Origin of the sequence: Streptomyces sp. CB01201, from assembly GCF_002803085.1 — a bacterium.
GTDB lineage: Bacteria > Actinomycetota > Actinomycetes > Streptomycetales > Streptomycetaceae > Streptomyces > Streptomyces hundungensis.
The window spans coordinates 1-21,172 of sequence record NZ_NNBJ01000007.1; the positions used below are offsets into that span (position 1 = coordinate 1).

General features: G+C 70.6%; 15 protein-coding genes and 1 tRNA gene. 13 read left to right on the top strand and 3 right to left on the bottom strand.

Annotated features, from left to right (window positions below; all coding sequences use genetic code 11):
• Window positions 1-73 precede the first annotated feature (73 nt).
• Both CG740_RS16060 and CG740_RS16065 read left to right on the top strand, forming a co-directional pair.
• Window positions 74-838 (top strand): DegT/DnrJ/EryC1/StrS family aminotransferase, encoded by a 765-nt coding sequence (locus tag CG740_RS16060; RefSeq protein WP_442802831.1) that lies wholly within the window; start codon window positions 74-76, stop codon window positions 836-838.
• 89 nt (window positions 839-927) lie between these two features.
• Window positions 928-1,000: transfer RNA gene (locus CG740_RS16065), tRNA-Thr, on the top strand.
• Window positions 1,001-1,064: 64 nt separating this feature from the next.
• Here CG740_RS16065 and CG740_RS16070 read toward each other — a convergent pair.
• Window positions 1,065-3,686 (bottom strand): SpoIIE family protein phosphatase, encoded by a 2,622-nt coding sequence (locus CG740_RS16070; protein ID WP_324901114.1) that lies wholly within the window; start codon window positions 3,684-3,686, stop codon window positions 1,065-1,067.
• A 383-nt stretch (window positions 3,687-4,069) separates the two neighbouring features.
• Between CG740_RS16070 and CG740_RS16075 the strand changes: the two genes are divergently transcribed.
• From CG740_RS16075 to CG740_RS16125, 11 genes are all read left to right on the top strand, one after another.
• Window positions 4,070-9,589 carry a HAMP domain-containing protein gene (locus CG740_RS16075; protein WP_199846470.1) on the top strand — a complete coding sequence of 1,840 codons (5,520 nt, stop codon included), beginning with the start codon at window positions 4,070-4,072 and terminating at the stop codon, window positions 9,587-9,589.
• A 244-nt stretch (window positions 9,590-9,833) separates the two neighbouring features.
• Window positions 9,834-10,511 (top strand): response regulator, encoded by a 678-nt coding sequence (locus CG740_RS16080; protein ID WP_100575830.1) that lies wholly within the window; start codon window positions 9,834-9,836, stop codon window positions 10,509-10,511.
• Between the two features lie 123 nt (window positions 10,512-10,634).
• Window positions 10,635-13,421, top strand: coding sequence for a DNA translocase FtsK (locus CG740_RS16085; RefSeq protein ID WP_100576066.1), 2,787 nt, complete (start codon window positions 10,635-10,637; stop codon window positions 13,419-13,421).
• Between the two features lie 359 nt (window positions 13,422-13,780).
• Window positions 13,781-14,620: a helix-turn-helix domain-containing protein gene (locus CG740_RS16090; RefSeq protein ID WP_100575831.1), complete on the top strand. Its 840-nt coding sequence runs from the start codon at window positions 13,781-13,783 to the stop codon at window positions 14,618-14,620.
• A 62-nt stretch (window positions 14,621-14,682) separates the two neighbouring features.
• The gene (gene rimO / locus CG740_RS16095; protein ID WP_100575832.1) at window positions 14,683-16,152 is read left to right on the top strand and encodes a 30S ribosomal protein S12 methylthiotransferase RimO; all 1,470 of its coding nucleotides are present in this window, start codon (window positions 14,683-14,685) and stop codon (window positions 16,150-16,152) included.
• On the top strand, window positions 16,149-16,817 hold the full coding sequence (gene pgsA, locus CG740_RS16100) for a CDP-diacylglycerol--glycerol-3-phosphate 3-phosphatidyltransferase (protein ID WP_100575833.1): 669 nt from the start codon (window positions 16,149-16,151) through the stop codon (window positions 16,815-16,817). The genes rimO and pgsA overlap by 4 nt, the downstream gene beginning before the upstream one ends.
• Window positions 16,814-17,323, top strand: coding sequence for a CinA family protein (locus CG740_RS16105; RefSeq protein ID WP_100575834.1), 510 nt, complete (start codon window positions 16,814-16,816; stop codon window positions 17,321-17,323). The genes pgsA and CG740_RS16105 overlap by 4 nt, the downstream gene beginning before the upstream one ends.
• 109 nt (window positions 17,324-17,432) lie before the next feature.
• Window positions 17,433-17,822, top strand: a complete 390-nt coding sequence (locus tag CG740_RS16110) for a helix-turn-helix domain-containing protein (protein WP_100575835.1) — start codon at window positions 17,433-17,435, stop codon at window positions 17,820-17,822.
• 250 nt (window positions 17,823-18,072) lie between these two features.
• Window positions 18,073-18,543 (top strand): Dps family protein, encoded by a 471-nt coding sequence (locus CG740_RS16115; protein WP_100575836.1) that lies wholly within the window; start codon window positions 18,073-18,075, stop codon window positions 18,541-18,543.
• Between the two features lie 8 nt (window positions 18,544-18,551).
• On the top strand, window positions 18,552-18,743 hold the full coding sequence (locus CG740_RS16120; RefSeq protein ID WP_100575837.1) for a hypothetical protein: 192 nt from the start codon (window positions 18,552-18,554) through the stop codon (window positions 18,741-18,743).
• 29 nt (window positions 18,744-18,772) lie between these two features.
• Entirely contained in the window at window positions 18,773-19,018 is a 246-nt protein-coding gene (locus CG740_RS16125) for a hypothetical protein (protein WP_100576067.1), read from the top strand.
• On the opposite strand, the gene CG740_RS16130 is transcribed toward CG740_RS16125, so the two are convergent.
• Window positions 18,966-19,730, bottom strand: a complete 765-nt coding sequence (locus CG740_RS16130; protein ID WP_100575838.1) for an SDR family NAD(P)-dependent oxidoreductase — start codon at window positions 19,728-19,730, stop codon at window positions 18,966-18,968. The genes CG740_RS16125 and CG740_RS16130 overlap by 53 nt on opposite strands.
• Window positions 19,731-20,082: 352 nt before the next feature.
• Window positions 20,083-20,850: a DNA-formamidopyrimidine glycosylase family protein gene (locus tag CG740_RS16135; protein ID WP_100575839.1), complete on the bottom strand. Its 768-nt coding sequence runs from the start codon at window positions 20,848-20,850 to the stop codon at window positions 20,083-20,085.
• Between the last annotated feature and the right edge of the window lie 322 nt (window positions 20,851-21,172).

Here is a 21,172-nt window from a genome sequence, read left to right on the forward strand (position 1 = left end):
GCCTTTCAGCGCCGATGGTACTGCAGGGGGGACCCTGTGGGAGAGTAGGACGCCGCCGAACAAATCTTCAACGCTGGTCCCTGAACTTCGGTTCGGGGGCCAGCGTTTTTTTTGTGCCCGATCACCTGGCGTTCATGTGGCAAGAGGAAGATCCGCTGTCATGGGAATGACAGGAGCGCTCAAGTCTGCCGGGGTCGCGACCGGCGACGAGGTGATCGTGCCGGCCTACGACACCGCGGAGTCGGCCCGGGCCGTCGTCGCCGCAGGGGCCGTTCCGGTGTTCGCCGACATCGATCCGTCGACGTACTGCCTGGACCTGGACGCCGTCGGGCGGGCCGTCACGTCACGGACCGCCGCTGTCGTACTCGTACGCCGCTTCGGGTATCCCGCGGATGGCGGGCGGTTCGCCGAACTGGCCGCTGGGCGTGGGGTGTTGCTGATCGAGGCCGAGGACCACGAGGGCCTCGGCGGGGACGTGGCCCAACGGCGGGAACACGCCGGGTATTTGGACCGGCGGCTCATCGGAGTGGAGACGCCCGTGCCCGCCGAGGGGCATCGCTATCAGCGGTACGTGGTGCGGGTCCCCGGCAACGGCCGGCCCGATCGGGACGCGTTCGCACGGCTGTTGCGGCGGCGCGGGGTCGCGTGCGAGGTGCCCGTGCCCATTCCCGTCCACCGGATGCGGGAGTTCAGGCGGGACGGGCTGAGCCTTGCCGCGACCGAGCGGGCCGCGGACGAGACGCTGGCGCTGCCCTCGCTCGACGGGCTTTCCCCGGCGGAATTGCGGCGGTTGGTCTCCGTCTGCAATGCACTCGGCGGCCTGCTGCAACCCGCCTAGCGGCAAGCGCCGGGCGCGGTTCGGAACACCGTCTGATTCGGGGTATGCTTTATCTCGTTGGTGAGGGGGAAACCCCGAAACGACAACAGGCCCCTATAGCTCAGTCGGTAGAGCGTCTCCATGGTAAGGAGAAGGTCTGCGGTTCGATTCCGCATGGGGGCTCAGAACATCGAAAGGCCCCGCCCTCTGGGCGGGGCCTTTCGCGTTCCCGCGTGCCCTCCCCGGGCTAGCGCTTGGCCTGCTCGGGGATGCGCATGGACAGGATCGCCATGTCGTCGGATGCGGGTTCGGCGGCGAACCGCTCGACCGCGCGCAGGACCCGTGCCGCGACCGCGCCCGCCGTCAGACCCGTGCACGTGGCCAGCACATCGGTGAGGCCGTCGTCGCCGAGCATGCGGGTGCCCTCGCGGCGTTCGGTGATGCCGTCGGTCACACAGAGCAGGACGTCGCCCGGGTCGAGGGTGATCGTCTGCTCGTACAGTTCCAGGTCCTCCATCACGCCGAGCAGCGGCTGCGGGTCGGCGGCCGGCTCGACCGTTCCGTCCTGGCGCAGGCGCAGCGGGAGCGGATGGCCGGCGCAGACGACCTTCAGGATGGCGCTGCCGTCCTCCTGGGGCCACAACTCCCCGTAGAGGAGGGTGAGGAAGCGGCTGCGGGCGCCCTCGTCGAGGATCGCCGCGTTCAGGCGCTCCAGGACCGCCGGCCCGCCGAAGCCCTCACGGGCCAGCAGGCGCAGGGCGTGCCGGGCGAGGCCGGTGACCGCGGCGGCCTCCGGGCCCGTACCGCACACATCCCCGATGGCGAAGCCGTACGCGCCGTCGCGGATCGGGAACAGGTCGTAGAAGTCGCCGCCCACCTCGTTGCCCTCGCCGGCCGCGCGGTAGATCACCTCGACCTCGACGCCCGGGATCTGCGGCAGGCCCGGCGGCAGCAGGGAGCGCTGGAGGGAGCGGCTGATCGCCATGCGCTCCGAATACAGGCGTGCGTTGTCGAGGGCGAGGGCGGCCCGGCGCGAGAGGTCCTCGGCGAGTTCGAGGATCTCCTGGCGGAAGTGGTCGTCCGACGGCTTGCCCAGCGTCAGCATGCCGATCACGCGGTTGCGGGCCACCAGCGGCAGCACGACCGTCTCGCCGCCGACCGCGGCCGCCGTCGACAACGTGGTGCCGAGGCTGCTGCCGGTGAGCGGGCCGCCGGAGCGGCCGAAGTCACGCATCGAGACGCGGAGCGCGGCCTGGTGGGCGGCCTCGCCCGGCGCGGTCCAGACGCGGGCGCCGGGGGTGGGCACCGGCTCCGGCGGGCTGATCTTGGACAGGAGGGCCTTGAGGCCGTCGATGCGCTCCTCGTCCTCGTGCAGGACATAGGAGAGGTAGGGGTCCGACGCCTGGTCGGCGATCGTGTAGACGGCGCACCAGGTGGCCAGCGTGGGCACGGTCATCTGGGCCATCAGGGCCAGCGTCTGATCCCGGTCCAGGGTGCCGGCCAGCAGGTCGGAGGCCTCGACGAGGAAGCTCAGGGAGCCCCGGCGCAGGCGTTCCAGCTCGCCCAGGCGGGCCGATTCGACGGCGAGCGCGATGCGGTCGGCTGCGAACTGGAGGCGCAGCGCCTCCTCGTTGGAGTAGCGGCCGGGGGATTCGGCGGCGACACCGAGCGAACCGGTCAGGCGGCCCTCGACCTTGAGGGGGACGGTGACGACCGAGCGCATCCCGGTGCTCTCCAGGAGCGGCACCGCACCGGGCACCGCCGCGAGGTCCTCGTGGACGGCGGGCATCCGCGCCGAGCCGTAGCGGCCGGTGCCGGCTTCGACGGGCACGCGGGCGAAGCGCTGGCGGGCCGAGGGCAGGCCGGTGGTGGCCCGCACCTCCAGCTCGGTCTCGTCGTCGGTGGCGAGCAGCAGGAACGCCGAGTCGCCGTCCAGCATGTCGCGGGCGCGTTCCACGGTGCGCTGGAGCAGGCCGTCGAGGTCGTCGGGGGCGGGGGAGCCGATGAAGACCTCGAACGGGTCGACGCTGCGGCTGTCCCCCAACGTGCCGGGATCGGCGGCGGGTTGACGCGTCGGCGTCTGCAACACGGCCCGCTCGTCGTCGCGTACGAGCAGACAGACGGTGGACGGTTCGCCCTCGGTGTCGCGGACCCGCAGATGCGAGGCGTACACCGGGACCACCCGCCCGTCGGCCCCTCTTATCCCGTACGTGCCTTCCCAGCGCGAGAGTTGGAGGGCCTCGACGATGCCGGTGGACGTGCCGGGGGTGTGCGGCCAGGCCGCGAAGTCGGTGAGCGCCTTGCCGGTGACCTGCTCGGCCCGGTGGCCGAAGAGTTCCTCGGCGTCCTCGTTCCAGGCGCGTACCGCGCCCGCGCGGTCGATCTGGACGACGGCGACGCGGACCCTGCCGTCGGTGACCGGCAGCAGCGCGGTCGGCAGGGCGGGGCCTGCCGAGCGGGTGCCCACGGGGCGGTTGGGCAGGTCGAGTTGGAACCAGACGGTCTTCCTGGTCGGCGTGTACTCGACGCCCCAGCGCGAGGCGAGGGCCGCGCACAGCAGCAGGCCTCGGCCGTTCTCGCGGTCGGGGCCCGCGATGTCGGCGGGCGAGCCGAGCAGCGGAACCTCACGCTCGGGATAGCGGTCGGCCACCTCGACGCGTACGCCGTCGTCCGAACGCAGGCACAGCACGTCGGCCTGGGTGCCGGCGTGGACGACCGCGTTGGTGACGAGCTCACTGGTGAGGACCACCGCGTCGTCGACGACATCGGCGTACCCCCAGCCCTGGAGGGTGTCGCGGACGAAGGCGCGGGCGGTCGCGACCGACCGCCCGACAGGGTCGAAGCTGGCTGCCGCCCGCGCGGTGATCACAGAACTCCTCGTACGCGTCTCGACGCCCGGATCTCCTTGCCGGGGCTCCGGAACGTGCCCTCCGGGAATCAACAGTCCCACGTCGGCCCGCCCCCTCCGGTGTCCCGTGGTCGTCCTTTGTGCCGCCCGCCCCAAGCTTTACCGAGCGAAGGGGACGAACCACCCCTTGCCGGGCGGACCGGGGCGGTGGGACAGCCGGAAGCCAGGTTACTTACCTTCGCTGTCCGAACGGATGCCGGTCACCGGTGTTTCCGCCCTCCGTGGGCGGGGACGGATATGCGAAGCTGCCGAACTGTTATGGCCTGGTTCGGCCATGGTGAAACACTGGGCATGCTTTGGGAGACAGCCCGGGCAGTGCGGTCAACCCTTGCGGGAGGGACACGGTGGAGTCTGGCGCAGCAGCGCGGGGCGTAAGCACGCGCGCGAAAGACGATCAGTCCCGGACTCAACAGGCCCGGAGTCACAAGCAGCGGGGAGGCAACGGGACCACCGAGGTCGACACGGCGGCACTGCAACGACTGCTCGCCGCCCTCGCCTCGATGCGGGACGGGAACTTCCGCAAACGCCTGACGGTCTCGGGCGACGGGGTGATGACGGAGATCGCCGCCGTCTTCAACGAGGTCGCCGACCGCAACCTCCACCTGACCGGGGAGATCGCCCGGGTGCGCAGGATGGTGGGACGCGAGGGCAAGCTCACCGAGCGCCTGGAGAACGGCGCCTGCGAGGGCTCCTGGGCGACCGCGATCGACGCCTCCAACGCGCTCGTCGACGATCTCGCCCGGCCCGTCTCGGAGGTCGGGCGGGTCCTGTCCGCGGTCGCCGACGGTGATCTCGAACAGCGCATGGACCTGCGCTCGCACGGCAGCGACGGCGCCGAGCGGCCCCTGCGCGGCGAGTTCCTCAAGGTCGGCCGGACCGTCAACAACCTCGTCGACCAGCTGTCCGCGTTCACCGACGAGGTGACCCGGGTCGCCCTCGAAGTCGGCACGGAGGGCAAGCTCGGCGGCCAGGCCCAGGTACGCGGAATGTCCGGTTCCTGGAAGGATCTGACGGATTCCGTCAACACGATGGCGTACCGGCTGACGGCCCAGGTACGTGATATTGCTCTCGTCACCACGGCCGTCGCCAAGGGCGATCTGTCCCGCAAGGTCACCGTGCACGTGGCCGGCGAGATGCTCCAGCTGAAGAACACCGTCAACACGATGGTCGACCAGCTGTCCTCGTTCTCCTCGGAGGTGACCCGCGTCGCCCGCGAGGTCGGCACGGAGGGCGAGCTCGGCGGTCAGGCGCAGGTGCCGGGCGTGGCCGGGGTGTGGAAGGACCTCACCGACTCCGTCAACGTGATGGCGACCAACCTGACCGCGCAGGTGCGCGGCATCGCCCAGGTCACCACCGCCGTCGCCAACGGTGACCTGTCGCAGAAGGTCACCGTGAACGCGCGCGGCGAGGTCGCCCAGCTCGCGGAGACCATCAACCAGATGACCGAGACGCTGCGCACGTTCGCGGACGAGGTCACGCGCGTCGCCAACGAGGTCGGCGCCGAGGGCCTGCTCGGCGGTCAGGCGCAGGTGCCGGGGGCCGCGGGCACGTGGAAGGACCTCACCGACTCCGTCAACACCGTCTTTCGCAACCTGACGACGCAGGTGCGGGACATCGCGCAGGTGACGACGGCCGTCGCCAGCGGAGACATGAGCCAGAAGGTCACGGTCGACGTGGCCGGGGAGATGCTGGAGCTGAAGAACACCGTCAACACGATGGTCGACCAGCTCCAGTCGTTCGGCTCCGAGGTGACCCGGGTCGCCCGCGAGGTCGGCATCGAGGGCCGGCTCGGCGGACAGGCCGAGGTGCCGGGGGCCGCGGGCACGTGGAAGGACCTCACCGACTCCGTCAACACCGCCTTCCGCAACCTCACCGGCCAGGTCCGCGACATCGCCCAGGTGACCACGGCGGTCGCCAACGGCGACCTGTCGCAGAAGGTCACCGTGGATGTCGCGGGCGAGATGCTGGAGCTGAAGAACACCGTCAACACGATGGTGGCGCAGCTCTCCTCGTTCGCCGACCAGGTCACGCGCATGGCGCGGGACGTGGGCACCGAGGGCCGGCTCGGCGGGCAGGCGCGCGTCGACGGCGTGTCCGGCACCTGGAAGGAACTCACCGACTCCGTCAACTTCATGGCCGGCAACCTGACGTCGCAGGTGCGTCAGATCGCCCAGGTGACCACGGCGGTCGCCCGCGGCGACCTGTCCCAGAAGATCGACGTGGACGCCCGCGGCGAGATGCTGGAGCTGAAGAACACCATCAACACGATGGTCGACCAGCTGTCCGCCTTCGCCGAGCAGGTGACCCGCGTCGCCCGCGAGGTCGGCACCGACGGCCGGCTCGGTGGCCAGGCCCAGGTGCCCGGCGTCGCCGGTGTGTGGCGCGACCTGACGGACTCCGTGAACGGCATGGCCGGCAACCTCACGGCCCAGGTCCGCAACATCGCCCAGGTCGCCACCGCCGTCGCCCGCGGCGACCTGTCCCAGAAGATCGACGTGGACGCCCGCGGCGAGATCCTGGAACTCAAGAACACCCTCAATACGATGGTCGACCAGCTCTCCAACTTCGCCGAGCAGGTCACCCGTGTCGCCCGCGAGGTCGGCACCGAGGGCATCCTGGGCGGCCAGGCCGAGGTGCAGGGCGTCTCCGGCACCTGGAAGGACCTCACCCAGTCCGTCAACTCCATGGCCAACAACCTGACTTCACAGGTCCGCAACATCGCCGAGGTGACGACCGCGGTCGCCGAGGGCGACCTCTCCAAGAAGATCACCGTCGACTCCAAGGGCGAGATCCTGGAGCTGGTCACGACCGTCAACACCATGGTCGACCAGCTGTCCAACTTCGCCGACGAGGTCACCCGCGTCGCCCGCGAGGTGGGCACCGAGGGCATCCTCGGCGGTCAGGCCCGGGTGCGGGGCGTCACCGGCATCTGGAAGGACCTCAGCGACAACGTCAACCTGATGGCCGCGAACCTGACGACCCAGGTCCGCAACATCTCCCGGGTCTCGGCCGCCGTCGCCAACGGCGACCTCACCAAGAAGGTGACGGTCGAGGCGCGCGGCGAGGTCGCCGAACTCGCCGACACCGTGAACACGATGGTCACCACCCTGTCCTCGTTCGCCGAGCAGGTCACCAAGGTGGCCCGCGAGGTGGGCACGGACGGCATCCTGGGCGGTCAGGCCCGCGTGCCCGGTGTCTCCGGCACGTGGAAGGACCTCACCGAGTCGGTGAACTCCATGGCCGACAACCTCACCGGTCAGGTCCGCCAGATCGCCACCGTCACCACCGCCATCGCCCAGGGCGACCTCACCAAGAAGATCGACATCGATGCGCGCGGCGAGATCCAGGAGCTGAAGAACACCATCAACACGATGGTCGACCAGCTGTCGTCGTTCGGCCAGGAAGTGACCCGGGTGGCCCGCGAGGTGGGCACCGAGGGCCAGTTGGGCGGCCACGCCCGCGTCCGCGACGTCGACGGGACCTGGCGCGACCTCACCGAATCGGTGAACGAGATGGCCGGGAACCTGACCCGGCAGGTCCGCGCGATCGCAGCCGTCGCCACCGCCGTGACCCGCGGCGACCTCAACCTGAAGATCGACGTGGACGCGGCCGGCGAGATCCAGGCCCTCCAGGACAACATCAACACGATGATCGCCAACCTGCGCGACACCACCGTCGCCAACAAGGAACAGGACTGGCTCAAGGGCAACCTCGCCCGCATCTCCGGCCTCATGCAGGGCCGCCGCGACCTCGACGACGTCGCCTCCCTCATCATGACCGAGCTGACCCCGGTCGTCTCCGCCCAGCACGGCGCGTTCTTCCTCGCCATGCCGACCGGCGGCGCCCCCGAGGTCAGCGCGGCCGGCGACGGCTCGTACGAGCTGCGGATGCGCGGCAGCTACGGATACTCGGCCGGCTCCATGCCGACCTCCTTCCGGCCCGGCGAGACCCTCATCGGCACCGCCGCCGAGGAGAAGCGGACCATCCTGGTCGAGAACGTCCCGCCCGGCTACCTCAAGATCTCGTCCGGGCTGGGCGAGGCACCGCCCGCCCATGTGATCGTGCTGCCCGTCCTGTTCGAGGGCAAGGTCCTCGGCGTGATCGAACTGGCCTCCTTCCAGCCGTTCACCCACATCCAGAAGGACTTCCTCAACCAGATCGCCGAGATGATCGCGACCAGCGTCAACACCATCTCCGTCAACTCCAAGACCGAAGTCCTGCTCAAGCAGTCCCAGGAACTCACCGAGCAACTGCGCGAACGCAGCGCCGAGTTGGAGAACCGCCAGAGCGCCCTCCAGGCCTCCAACGCCGAACTGGAGGAGAAGGCCGAGCTGTTGGCCCAGCAGAACCGGGACATCGAGGTCAAGAACACCGAGATCGAGGAAGCCCGCCAAGTGCTTGAGGAGCGCGCCGAACAGCTCGCCGTCTCCATGCGCTACAAGTCCGAGTTCCTCGCCAACATGTCCCACGAGCTGCGCACCCCGCTCAACTCCCTGCTGATCCTGGCCAAGTTGCTCGCCGACAACGCCGAGGGCAACCTCTCGCCCAAGCAGGTCGAGTTCGCCGAAACGATCCACGGTGCGGGTTCCGACCTGCTCCAGCTGATCAACGACATCCTCGACCTGTCCAAGGTCGAGGCCGGCAAGATGGACGTCTCACCGACCCGCATCGCCCTCGTCCAGCTCGTCGACTACGTGGAGGCGACCTTCCGCCCGCTCACCGCGGAAAAGGGCCTCGACTTCTCCGTACGGGTCTCACCCGAACTGCCCGCCACCCTCCACACCGACGAACAGCGCCTGCTGCAAGTGCTGCGCAACCTGCTGTCCAACGCGGTCAAGTTCACCGACAGCGGCGCCGTCGAACTCGTCATCCGCCCCGCCGGAACCGACGTACCGCACGCCATTCGCGAACAGCTCCTGGAAGCCGGCTCGCTGCGCGACGCCGACGCCGACCTCATCGCGTTCTCCGTCACCGACACCGGCATCGGCATCGCGGCCAGCAAGATGCGCGTCATCTTCGAAGCGTTCAAACAGGCCGACGGCACCACCAGCCGCAAATACGGCGGCACCGGACTCGGCCTGTCCATCAGCCGGGAGATCGCCCGCCTGCTCGGCGGCGAGATCCACGCGGCCAGCGAACCGGGCCGCGGCTCCACCTTCACCCTCTATCTCCCGCTCCACCTCAGCGAGTTGCCCTCCCAGGGCTACCCGCAGCTCGCCCCCGGCGGCATGGAAGCCGCGGCCGGCCTCGCCATCGAAGCCGCCGGCCGCCCCGACCCGGAGCCCTACCAGGACGCCACCGCCACCGGCACCGGACACGGCGCCACCGGACACGGCACCACCCAGCCCGGGACCGCCGGTCTGTTCCGCAGGCGCCGCAAGGTGCTCGGCGGCGACCCCCACCAGGAGACGGCGCCCACCGGGCAGCCCCCGGCGCAGAGCTGGGAGGAGAGCGAGCCCGAGCGGAGCCCCGCCAAGGCGTTCCACTTCGGCGGCGAGAAGGTACTGATCGTCGACGACGACGTACGCAACGTCTTCGCGCTCACCAGCGTCCTCGAACAGCACGGCCTCTCAGTGCTGTACGCCGAGAACGGGCGCGAGGGCATCGAGGTCCTCGAACAGCACGAGGACACCGCGGTCGTCCTGATGGACATCATGATGCCGGAGATGGACGGCTACGCGACGACGTCCGCGATCCGGCGCATGCCCCAGTTCGCGGGCCTGCCCATCGTCGCCCTCACCGCGAAGGCGATGAAGGGGGACCGCGAGAAGGCCATCGACTCCGGCGCCTCCGACTACGTGACCAAGCCCGTCGACCCCGACCATCTGCTCTCCGTCATGGAGCAGTGGATGCGAGGAAAGTGACCGCCCGCCGCCCGCGGGCCCGGGCGTTGCTGACTCACTGTGGCCGACGACGTGTGAGGCAACGGTATTCGGGGAACCTTCTGGTCTCCCACTACGTTTCTGCTACGTGCACAGTGACATCGCGGTGACAGGGTGTGGCGACAGGCGGGGTGCGGCTACCATGACCGGCACAAGGACGGGCGACGCAAGGGAGTCGTCCCCTGGGGCGGCGCCCGGTGCACTGCCGGGGCGAGGAGGACGGGCCATGGTGCAGAAGGCCAAGATCCTCCTGGTCGATGACCGGCCGGAGAATCTGCTGGCGCTGGAGGCCATCCTCTCTGCGCTCGATCAGACACTGGTGCGGGCATCGTCAGGGGAGGAAGCGCTCAAAGCGCTACTGACGGACGATTTCGCGGTCATTCTGCTGGACGTCCAGATGCCCGGAATGGACGGGTTCGAGACCGCCGCGCACATCAAGAGGCGCGAACGCACACGAGATATCCCGATCATCTTCCTCACGGCCATCAACCACGGCCCCCACCACACCTTCCGCGGATACGCGGCGGGCGCCGTGGACTACATCTCGAAGCCGTTCGACCCCTGGGTGCTCCGCGCCAAGGTGTCCGTCTTCGTCGAGCTGTACATGAAGAACTGCCAGCTGCGCGAACAAGCCGCCCTGCTCCGCCTCCAACTCGAAGGCGGCACCCACGGCAGCGGCCCCGCCAAGGAATCCGCCGGCCTGCTCGCCGAACTCTCCGCGCGCCTCGCGGCAGTTGAAGAACAGGCCGAAGCGCTCTCCAAGCAGCTCGACGACGACTCCGCCGACGCCGCGGCCGTCGCCACCGCCGCCCACCTGGAGCGCAAGCTCACCGGCCTGCGCCGCGCACTGGACGCCCTGGAGCCCGGAACCGGCGGCGCGCCCACCCTCCCCTCCCAGAACTGACCGCCCGACACCTGACGCCACGTCCACCTGACGTGGCGTCAGCAGCCTTGCGGCATACGACACGGACGGGTGAAGGCGTAGGCACACGTGTCCACCGCCGCCGACCCAGGTAACCTCAGCACCATGGCCTCACGTACGTCCGGCAAGGGTTCCCAGGGCACGGCGGGCACCGCGAAGCGCACCGGCCGTACCCCGGCGAAGAAGGCTGCGCCCGCGAAGAAAGCCACCGCCCCCAAAGCACCCGTCAAGAAGACCGCGCCCAAAAAGGCGCCCGCGAGGAAAGCGGCCGCCCCCCGGCCCGCCCCCAAAGCCGCACCTTCCCCGACCGGCGGCGTCTACCGCCTCGCCCGCGCCGTCTGGCTCGGCGCCGCCCACACCGTCGGAGCCATGTTCCGCGGCATAGGACGCGGAGCCAAAGGACTCGACCCCGCCCACCGCAAGGACGGCGTCGCCCTCCTGCTCCTCGGCCTCGCACTCATCGTCGCCGCCGGCACCTGGTCCAACCTGCGCGGCCCCGTCGGCGACCTCGTACAAATGCTCGTCACCGGCGCCTTCGGCCGCCTCGACGTCGTCGTACCGCTGCTCCTCGGCGCCATCGCGATCCGCCTCATCCTCTATCCCGAGAAGCCCGAGGCCAACGGGCGCATCGTGATCGGCCTGTCCGCCCTCACCCTCGGCGTCCTCGGCCAGGTCCACATCGCCTGCGGCTCACCCGGCCGCAACGACGGCACCGACGCCATGCAGGACGCCGGCGGCCTCATCGGCTGGAGCGCGTCCAAACCCCTCGAATTCACCCTCGGCGACGTCCTCGCCGTCCCCATGCTCATCCTGCTCACCGTCTTCGGACTGCTCGTCGTCACCGCCACCCCCGTCAACGCCATCCCGCAACGGCTGCGGCTGCTCGGCGTCAAACTCGGCGTCCTCGAACCGCTGCCCGGCGACGCCGCCGAGGACGAGGCGTACGACGACGAATGGCGCGAGGACGAACCCGTCGCCCGCACCCGGCGCCGCCCCGCCACCCCCGCCGCACACGACCCCGAATGGGCCGAGCAGGAAGCACTCACCCGCCGCCGCGGCCGCGGACCCCGGCGGGGCTCCGTACAGCCGGCGTTCCAGAACGGACTCGACCCCGTCGACGTGGCCGCCGCCGCGGCCGCGGCCCTCGACGGCGCCGTCATGAACGGACTGCCGCCCTCGCCCGTCGTCGCCGACCTCACCCAGGGCGTCACCGGCGAACGCGACAAGGAACAACACGAAGCCACCCCGCTGCCCACCGCCCGGGCCGCCGAGACCGCCACCCCCGAAACCGCCACCCCCGCCAAGACGGCCCCCAAGGCCACACCCGGCGCGCCCCCCGTCGTCCCCGACCTGACCAAGCCGCCGCGCGACACCACCGAAGCACTGCCCCCGCGCGCCGAACAGCTCCAGCTCGCCGGGGACATCACCTACGCGCTGCCCTCCCTCGACCTCCTGGAGAAGGGCGGCCCCGGCAAGACCCGCAGCGCCGCCAACGACGCCGTCGTCGCCTCGCTCCAGAACGTCTTCATGGAATTCAAGGTCGACGCCAACGTCACCGGCTTCACCCGCGGCCCCACGGTCACCCGCTACGAGATCGAACTGGGCCCCGCCGTCAAGGTCGAGCGGATCACCGCCCTGGCCAAGAACATCGCCTACGCCGTCGCCAGTCCCGACGTACGGATCATCTCGCCGATCCCCGGCAAATCCGCCGTCGGCATCGAGATCCCCAACACCGACCGCGAAATGGTCAACCTCGGCGACGTACTGCGCCTCGCGGACGCGGCCGAGGACGACCACCCGATGCTGGTCGCGCTCGGCAAGGACGTCGAGGGGGGCTATGTGATGGCCAACCTCGCCAAGATGCCGCACGTCCTGGTCGCCGGAGCCACCGGCTCCGGAAAGTCCTCCTGCATCAACTGCCTCATCACCTCCGTGATGGTGCGCGCCACCCCCGAGGACGTCCGCATGGTCCTCGTCGACCCCAAGCGCGTGGAGCTGACCGCCTACGAGGGCATCCCGCACCTCATCACGCCGATCATCACCAACCCCAAACGGGCCGCCGAGGCGCTCCAGTGGGTCGTGCGCGAAATGGACCTGCGCTACGACGACCTCGCCGCGTTCGGATTCCGCCACATCGACGACTTCAACGAGGCCATCCGCAACGGCAAGGTGAAACTGCCCGAGGGCAGCGAACGCGAGCTGACGCCGTACCCGTACCTCCTGGTGATCGTCGACGAGCTCGCCGACCTGATGATGGTCGCGCCGCGTGATGTGGAGGACGCGATCGTCCGCATCACCCAGCTGGCCCGCGCCGCCGGCATCCACCTGGTCCTCGCCACCCAGCGGCCCTCCGTCGACGTCGTCACCGGCCTCATCAAGGCGAACGTGCCCTCACGGCTCGCGTTCGCCACGTCCTCCCTCGCCGACAGCCGCGTCATCCTCGACCAGCCGGGCGCCGAGAAGCTCATCGGCAAGGGCGACGGCCTCTTCCTGCCGATGGGCGCGAACAAGCCGACCCGCCTCCAGGGCGCCTTCGTCACCGAGCACGAGATCGCGGCCGTCGTCCAGCACTGCAAGGACCAGATGGCCCCGGTCTTCCGGGACGACGTCACCGTCGGCACCAAGCAGAAGAAGGAGATCGACGAGGAGATCGGCGACGACCTCGACCTGCTGTGCCAGGCCGCCGAGCTGGTCGTCTCCACCCAGTTCGGCTCGACGTCGATGCTCCAGCGCAAGCTCCGGGTCGGCTTCGCCAAGGCCGGCCGGCTGATGGACCTCATGGAGTCCCGCAACATCGTCGGCCCCAGCGAGGGCTCCAAGGCGCGGGACGTCCTGGTCAAACCGGATGAACTCGATGGAGTGCTGGCGGTGATCCGGGGGGAGGCTCCCTGAGTGTGCGGGAGCGCGAGCGCGGCGGTCGCGGGCGGTCGGCGGACAGAATCCGTCGACTGTCATCGCGCTGTCAGCTGACAGATTCTGTCGCCCCACCCCCCACTCCGCCCCCCGCCCCCACCCGCCACTGTCGGCCGACCGGCCCAAACAGCACTCGTACGGGATCCCCGAGCAACCGTTTCCCTTGGCCGTACGTCAAGTTGAGGGAAGCGTGGAAGCAAGCGTGGTCGCCGTTCCGTTCGTCAGGGGCGCCGGCCATACCGATGGCGTACAAACTCCGCTCCACCGGTTGCCCCACTCTTTCCCACCCCCCCTAGACTGAACACCCAGCAGGTGGCTCACGCTCGAAAGGCGCCCCCGTGTCCATCGGCAACTCTCCCGAAGACGACCGGCCTTCGATCGAAGACGACGGGCCCTCGATCGGTCGTGTCCTCCAGCAGGCCCGTATCGCCGCCGGACTGACGGTCGACGAGGTCAGTTCCGCCACCCGGGTGCGCATCCCCATCGTGCACGCGATCGAGGAGGACGACTTCTCGCGCTGCGGCGGCGATGTGTACGCGCGCGGACACATCCGCACGCTCGCCCAGGCCGTCGGCATCGACCCGGGCCCCCTGGTCGACCAGTACGACGCCGACCACGGCGGCCGTCCCGCGCCCACCCCCGCGGCCCCCCTGTTCGAGGCGGAACGCATCCGCCCCGAACCGCGCCGCCCCAACTGGACCGCCGCCATGGTCGCCGCCATCGTCGTGGTCGTCGGCTTCGTCGGCTTCACCATGTTCAGCGGCGGCAGCGACAAGAAGAGCGGCAGTTCCGTCGCCGAGGGCCCCGCCCAGCAGAAGCCCCCGGCCAAGTCGCCGTCCGCCCCCGCCCCCTCCAAGCCCCCCGCCCCCAAGCCCACCCCCAGCCCCTCCGACAGCGCGATCGCAGCCGTCCCCGCCGACAAGGTCACCGTCAAGGTCACCGCGATCAACGACAAGAGCTGGATCTCCGCCAAGGACCACAACGGCAAGATGCTCTTCGACGGCCTGCTCCAGAAGGGCGAGGCCCAGACGTTCCAGGACGGCCAGCAGGTCGACCTGATCCTCGGCAACGCCGGGGCGATCGAGCTGTACGTCAACGGCAAGAAGATCGACAGCAAATTCGAGGACGGCCAGGTCGAGCGCCTGAGCTACACCAAGGGCGACCCGCAGGTCGGCTGAGCCCGCCCGGCCCACGACCCTCGCGGCGGGGGCGTGGGCCAGGACAAAGTAGTCTTGAGTCCATGCCCGAACGCCGCACCGTCGCCCTTGTCACTCTTGGCTGCGCCCGTAACGAGGTGGACTCGGAGGAGCTCGCAGGCCGCTTGGCAGCGGACGGCTGGGAGCTCGTCGAGGACGCATCGGCCGCGGACGTCGCCGTCGTCAACACCTGCGGATTCGTCGAAGCCGCCAAGAAGGACTCCGTCGACGCCCTCCTCGAAGCCAACGATCTGAAGGATCACGGCAAGACCCAGGCCGTCGTCGCGGTCGGCTGCATGGCCGAGCGGTACGGCAAGGACCTCGCCGAAGCGCTCCCCGAGGCCGACGCCATCCTCGGCTTCGACGACTACGCCGACATCTCCGACCGCCTCCAGACCATCCTCAACGGCGGCATCCACGCCTCGCACACCCCCCGCGACCGGCGCAAGCTCCTGCCGATCAGCCCCGCCGAGCGCCAGAGCGCCCCCGACGTGGCGCTGCCCGGACACGCCCAGGACACCCCGCCCGAGGACCTCCCCGAGGGCCTCGCGCCCGCCTCCGGGCCGCGCGCCCCGCTGCGCCGCCGGCTCGACACCAGCCCCGTCGCCTCCGTGAAGCTGGCCTCCGGCTGCGACCGCCGCTGCTCGTTCTGCGCCATCCCGTCCTTCCGCGGCTCGTTCATCTCGCGCCGCCCCAGCGACGTGCTCGGCGAGACCCGCTGGCTGGCCGAGCAGGGCGTCAAGGAGGTCATGCTGGTCTCCGAGAACAACACCTCCTACGGCAAGGACCTCGGCGACATCCGGCTCCTGGAGACGCTGCTGCCCGAGCTGGCCGCCGTCGACGGCATCGAGCGCGTCCGGGTCAGCTACCTCCAGCCCGCCGAGATGCGCCCCGGCCTCATCGACGTGCTGACCTCCACCGACAAGGTCGTGCCGTACTTCGACCTGTCCTTCCAGCACTCGGCGCCCGCCGTACTGCGCGCGATGCGCCGCTTCGGCGACACCGACCGCTTCCTGGAACTGCTCGACACCATCCGCGCCAAGGCCCCCACCGCCGGCGTGCGCTCCAACTTCATCGTCGGCTTCCCCGGCGAGACCGAGGCCGACTTCAAGGAGCTGGAACGCTTCCTCAGCGCGGCCCGCCTCGACGCCATCGGCGTCTTCGGCTACTCCGACGAAGAGGGCACCGAAGCGGTCGGCTACGAGGGCAAGCTGGACGCCGACACCATCGCCGAACGCCTCGCCCACCTGTCACGCCTGGCCGAGGAGCTCACCGCGCAGCGCGCCGAGGAACGCATCGGCGACACCGTGCGCGTCCTGGTCGAGAGCGTCGACGACGAGGACGGGGCGGTCGGCCGCGCCGAACACCAGGCGCCCGAGACCGACGGCCAGGTGACCTTCACCGAAAGCGCGGGCCTCACGCCCGGCCTTATGGTCGAGGCCAAGGTCGTCGCCACCGAGGGCGTCGACCTGGTGGTCGAATTGATCGGCGGGGTTGAGGAGGCGGGCAGATGACCGGAGTCCCGGCATCGGCGGCGGGCGGTACCGGCCGGACGCCGGCGCCCGGCGGCAAGCTGGGCGCTGCGGCCGTCAACCAGGCCAGCCTCTGGAACATCGCCAACATCCTCACCATGATCCGGCTCGTGCTCGTGCCGGGCTTCGTCATGCTGCTGCTCGCGGACGGCGGCTACGACCCGGCGATGCGGGCCTGGGCCTGGGCGGCCTTCGCCGTCGCCATGATCACCGACATCTTCGACGGACACCTGGCCCGCACGTACAACCTGGTCACCGACTTCGGGAAGATCGCCGACCCGATCGCCGACAAGGCGATCATGGGCTCCGCGCTGGTCTGCCTCTCCCTCCTCGGCGACCTGCCCTGGTGGGTCACCGGCGTCATCCTGTTCCGGGAACTCGGCATCACGCTCATGCGTTTCTGGGTCATCCGGCACGGAGTGATTCCGGCCAGCCGCGGCGGCAAGCTCAAGACCCTCGCCCAGGGCACCGCGACCGGCATGTACGTCCTGGCGCTCACCGGGCCGCTCGCCACCCTGAGGTTCTGGGTGATGGCGCTCGCCGTGGTGCTCACGGTCGTCACAGGGCTCGACTATGTGCGCCAGGCGGTCGTCCTGAGGCGCAAGGGGCTCGCCGCGCAGCGCGAGGCCGCGGGATCCGCGTTGTGACCGAGGCGGCCCGGCTCCTGCGCGTGCTCACGGAGCGTGACGAGACGCTCGCCGTGGCGGAGTCCCTGACGGGTGGCCTGGTGGCCGCCGAGCTGACCTCGGTGCCCGGCGCCTCACGCGTCTTCCGCGGCTCCGTCACGGCGTACGCCACCGAGCTCAAGCGGGACGTCCTGGGCGTCGACGGGACCCTTCTGGCCGAGCGCGGCGCGGTCGATCCCGAGGTCGCGCAGCAGATGGCGGCGGGGGTGCGCACGGTGCTGGGCGCGGACTGGGGGATCGCGACCACGGGTGTGGCCGGACCCGAACCCCAGGACGGCCGGCCCGTCGGGACGGTATACGTTTCGGCCGTTGGCCCGGCGGGAGCGAAGAAAACCGTCGCATTGAGGTTGAACGGCGACCGGGCGGAAATTCGTAGGGAGAGTGTACGCAGCGTGCTCGAACTCCTCTCCAGTGAACTCCGCAAGGACGAGCGGGCACAGGATACGGAACAGAACGGGGGGATTTGATGTTTGCAGCCCTGAGTGAACACGACATCGCTCCCCGCACGGCCGCGGCGCGAGGCGGTACGGTGGGGCGTGAAGGATGCGGCTACGCGGTCCGAGGAGGGAGCCACCGATGATTCTGCTCCGTCGCCTGCTGGGTGACGTGCTGCGTCGGCAGCGCCAGCGCCAGGGCCGTACTCTGCGCGAAGTCTCCTCGTCCGCCCGAGTCTCACTCGGCTATCTCTCCGAGGTGGAGCGGGGGCAGAAGGAGGCATCCTCCGAGCTGCTCTCCGCGATCTGCGACGCGCTTGACGTACGGATGTCCGAGCTCATGCGCGAAGTGAGCGACGAGCTGGCACTTGCCGAGCTCGCTGCCTCTGCGGCGGCGAGTGACCCGGTGCCGGTGCGTGCGCCGGTACGTCCGATGCTCAACTCGATCTCCGTGTCGTCAGTGACTGGTGTGCCGACGGAGCGGGTGACGATCAAGGCGCCCGCGGAAGCGGTGGACGTCGTCGCGGCCTGATCTCCAGGGCGCGCACCCAGGCTTGTACTGAGCCCCGGCCGGTCTCCATGACCGGCCGGGGCTCAGCCCTTTCCCGGCCCCGTCCGAGCCCTTTCCCGGCCCTTTCCCGGCCTCCTTCCGGCGCGCCCGATTCGGGGCTTCTGTGGCAGGGTGGTAAGAGATCGCGCATACGTCCGCATGTTCCGTACGGGTGTTCCCCCCTGCGGTGATCCCGCGGGCGGTACGCCCCGTGGAGCCGTGGAGGAAACGCATGTCCTACATCAAGAGCCCGCTGTCCGACGCCGACCTCAAGGTGGTCGGCGACGCTCTGCAGGGCGCTCTCGTCGACCTCGTGGACCTCGCCCTGGTCTCCAAGCAGGTCCACTGGAACGTGGTCGGCCCCCGCTTCCGGTCCGTCCACCTCCAGCTCGACGAAGTGGTCGACACCGCGCGACTGCACTCGGACACCGTCGCCGAGCGGGCCTCCGCCGTCGGCGTCAGCGCGGACGGGCGAGCCGCCACCGTCGCCAAGTCCAGCGCGATCGGCACCGTTCCCGACGGCTGGATCAAGGACACCGACGCCGTGAAGATCCTCGTCGACGGGCTCGGCGCGGTCATCGCCCGGATGCGGGAGCGCATCGAGGCGACCGCCGACCCGGACCCCATCAGCCAGGACATCCTCATCGGCCTCACCGCCGACCTGGAGAAGCACGCCTGGATGTTCCAGGCCGAGACGGTCTGACGACCCCGATGAACGCCCAGGACACCGAGGCCGCCCAGGGCACTCGGGACACCGAGGTCGCCAAGGCGACAGCCCCCACCCGCCGCACGCGAATAGGCCGCGCGCGGGCCGGGTCGTACGCCGCGGAGCGCCGCCGGGAGAGCGGAGCGCGCCGGGCCTGCACCCGGTGCGCCCTCCCGGCGCCTTCCGCGGCGGTCTAGCGTCGGCCCGAGGAGGCAACCCCATGGCGGTGGCGGTGCGTTGGGTGCCCGCGCTGGTGGTAGCGGCGCTGTGGTGGTGGGCCGTGCTGCGCATGGTCCTGGAGCCCGGCCAGACCGGGTTCGTCGAGGGCGCGATGGTCGCGGGCGGCTGGGGGCTGAGCCTGCTGCCCGTCCATGTGGCGTCCGCGGCCGCCGGGCGTCGCGAACCCGCCACGCAGCGGCCTACCAGGGCATGGAGACGCCGCCGTTCGGACGCAGGATCTGACCCGTCGTGAACGCCGAGGCGTCCGCCGCGAGATGCAGCACCGTCTGGGCGACGTCCTCCGGCTGCCCGAGCCGGCCGAGCGGCGAAAGGCGCAGCATCATCGACTCGATCTGCTCCTGCTGCTCGGCCGCGTGCTGATCGGTCATGGGAGTACGGATCCAGCCGGGCGCGACGGCGTTGACGCGGATCCCGTGCGGGCCGAGCTCGGCGGCGAGCGTCCTGGTGAGCTGCACGACGGCGACCTTCGAGACGCTGTAGCAGAACAGGCCGGGCCGCGAGGAGTCCACCGCACCCGACGCCATGGTGACGATCGAGCCCCGGATGCCGTGCGCGATCATCGCGCGGGCCACCTCCTGGCAGGCGTGCAGTACGCCCCGGAAGTTGACGGCGAGCACCCGGTCCAGATCGGCGTCCTCGGTGTCCAGGACCGAGCTGGTGTGCATGACGCCCGCGATCGCCGCCAGCACATGGACCGGGCCGGCCACCTCCAGCGCCGCCTTGACCTGCGCGCGGTCCGACACGTCGAGCCGGTGGACGTGCGCGGTGCCGCCCGCCTTCACGATCAGCGCCCGCGTCTGGTCCAGTCCCGCCTCGTCGAGATCCGCGCAGTGCACCGCGGCACCCGCCTGCGCGAGCAGCAGGGCACTGGCCCGCCCGATGCCGCCGGCGGCGCCGGTGACGAAGGCGGTCCGGTCATGGAGGTCGTACGCCGTGAGGGGCATTCCCGGACGGTACGACCAGACCTGACGGGTCGTCAATAACTGTGCGGGCAGGCCTCGATGGGGCTGTTGGCGGCTCGGCGGGGTTGTGGTGCGGCGGGGGTGGGGCGGGTGCGTGGCGGGTACGCGGCAGGGCCCGTACCAGGGGCGGGCCGGGTGCGCGGCGGGAGGCGGGGGCGGCGCCACGGGCGGGCCGGGTGCGCGGCGGCTCTGCGAATGGGCCGGGCGCAGCCGGGCCGCCTCGGGCCGGCTGCCCGGGGCTCCAGGTGGTGGCGCGGGCCAGCGTCAGTGTGTGACGCCCGGTGTTCGGCGCTCTGCGCTCGGCGTGCAGCGCTCGATGTCGGGCTCCCCGTGCTCAAAGGGCGGGCGCGGGCTGGCACTTGGGGCACCAGTAGGTCGGGCGCTCCCGGCCCGAAGAGTCACGCTGCGCGGCGGTACGGATCGCGGTCCGGCAGCGCGGGCACGGCCGGCCCGCCCGGCCGTAGATGTACGTCTGCCGGACCGGACGGTCCTTGTTGGCCTCCAGGAGCTGCTTGGAGGTGGCGATCAGGCGCTCGGGCGCCGGGAACGCGCCGATCGCCAGCCAGGGCACGACCCGCAGCGCGAAGCAGATCTCCGACTTGAACACATTGCCGACCCCGGCGAGGTTGCGCTGATCGAGCAGCGCGTCACCGATGGTGCGGTCCGGGTCGCGGACGAGGTTGCGCAGGGCGACCTCCGCGTCCCAGTCGGGGCCCAGCAGATCAGGGCCGAGGTGACCGACCGCCTTCGACTCGTCCTGGGTGCGCAGCAGTTCGAGGACGGGCAGCCGAAAGCCGACGGCCGTGTGCCCGGCGTTCGCCAGGATCGCCCGGATCTGGTGCGAAGGCCCGCCGTTCCAGCGCTCGCCCGGCCGGTAGATCCGCCACGACCCGTCCATCCGCAGATGCGAGTGCAGGGTCAGGCCGCCTTCGATGCGCATCAGAAGGTGCTTCCCGCGCGGTGTCACGTCCAGGACCGTGCGGCCCGTCAGATCCGCCGTGGCGAACCGGGGCACCCGCAGATCGGACCGCGTGAGCACCTCACCGGCCAGCGCCGTGTGCAGCCGCCGCGCGGCCTGATAGACGGTGTCGCCTTCGGGCATGGCTCCATTGTGCCGGGCCCACCCCGTCACGGCGCGCCCGCTTCCGCCCGGGGGAGGGGGAGGGAGGGGCGGGGGTGCGAAGGCTGGGGGAGGGGAGGAGCGTGCCGCCGCCTGCCCCGCCCCCGGATACGGCCCTTGCCCAAGGCCACGGCCCGGCCCGGCCGTGACGTGAGCCCGCCCGGATACGCGCCCGGCCCCAGCCTGCCCGACACCGGCCCCAGCCTGCCCGGCACCGACGCTACCTGCCCGGAACCGACGCGCACCGCCCCGGCCCCGACGCCGACCGCCCCGGCATCGACGTGAACGGCCCCGCACCCGAACT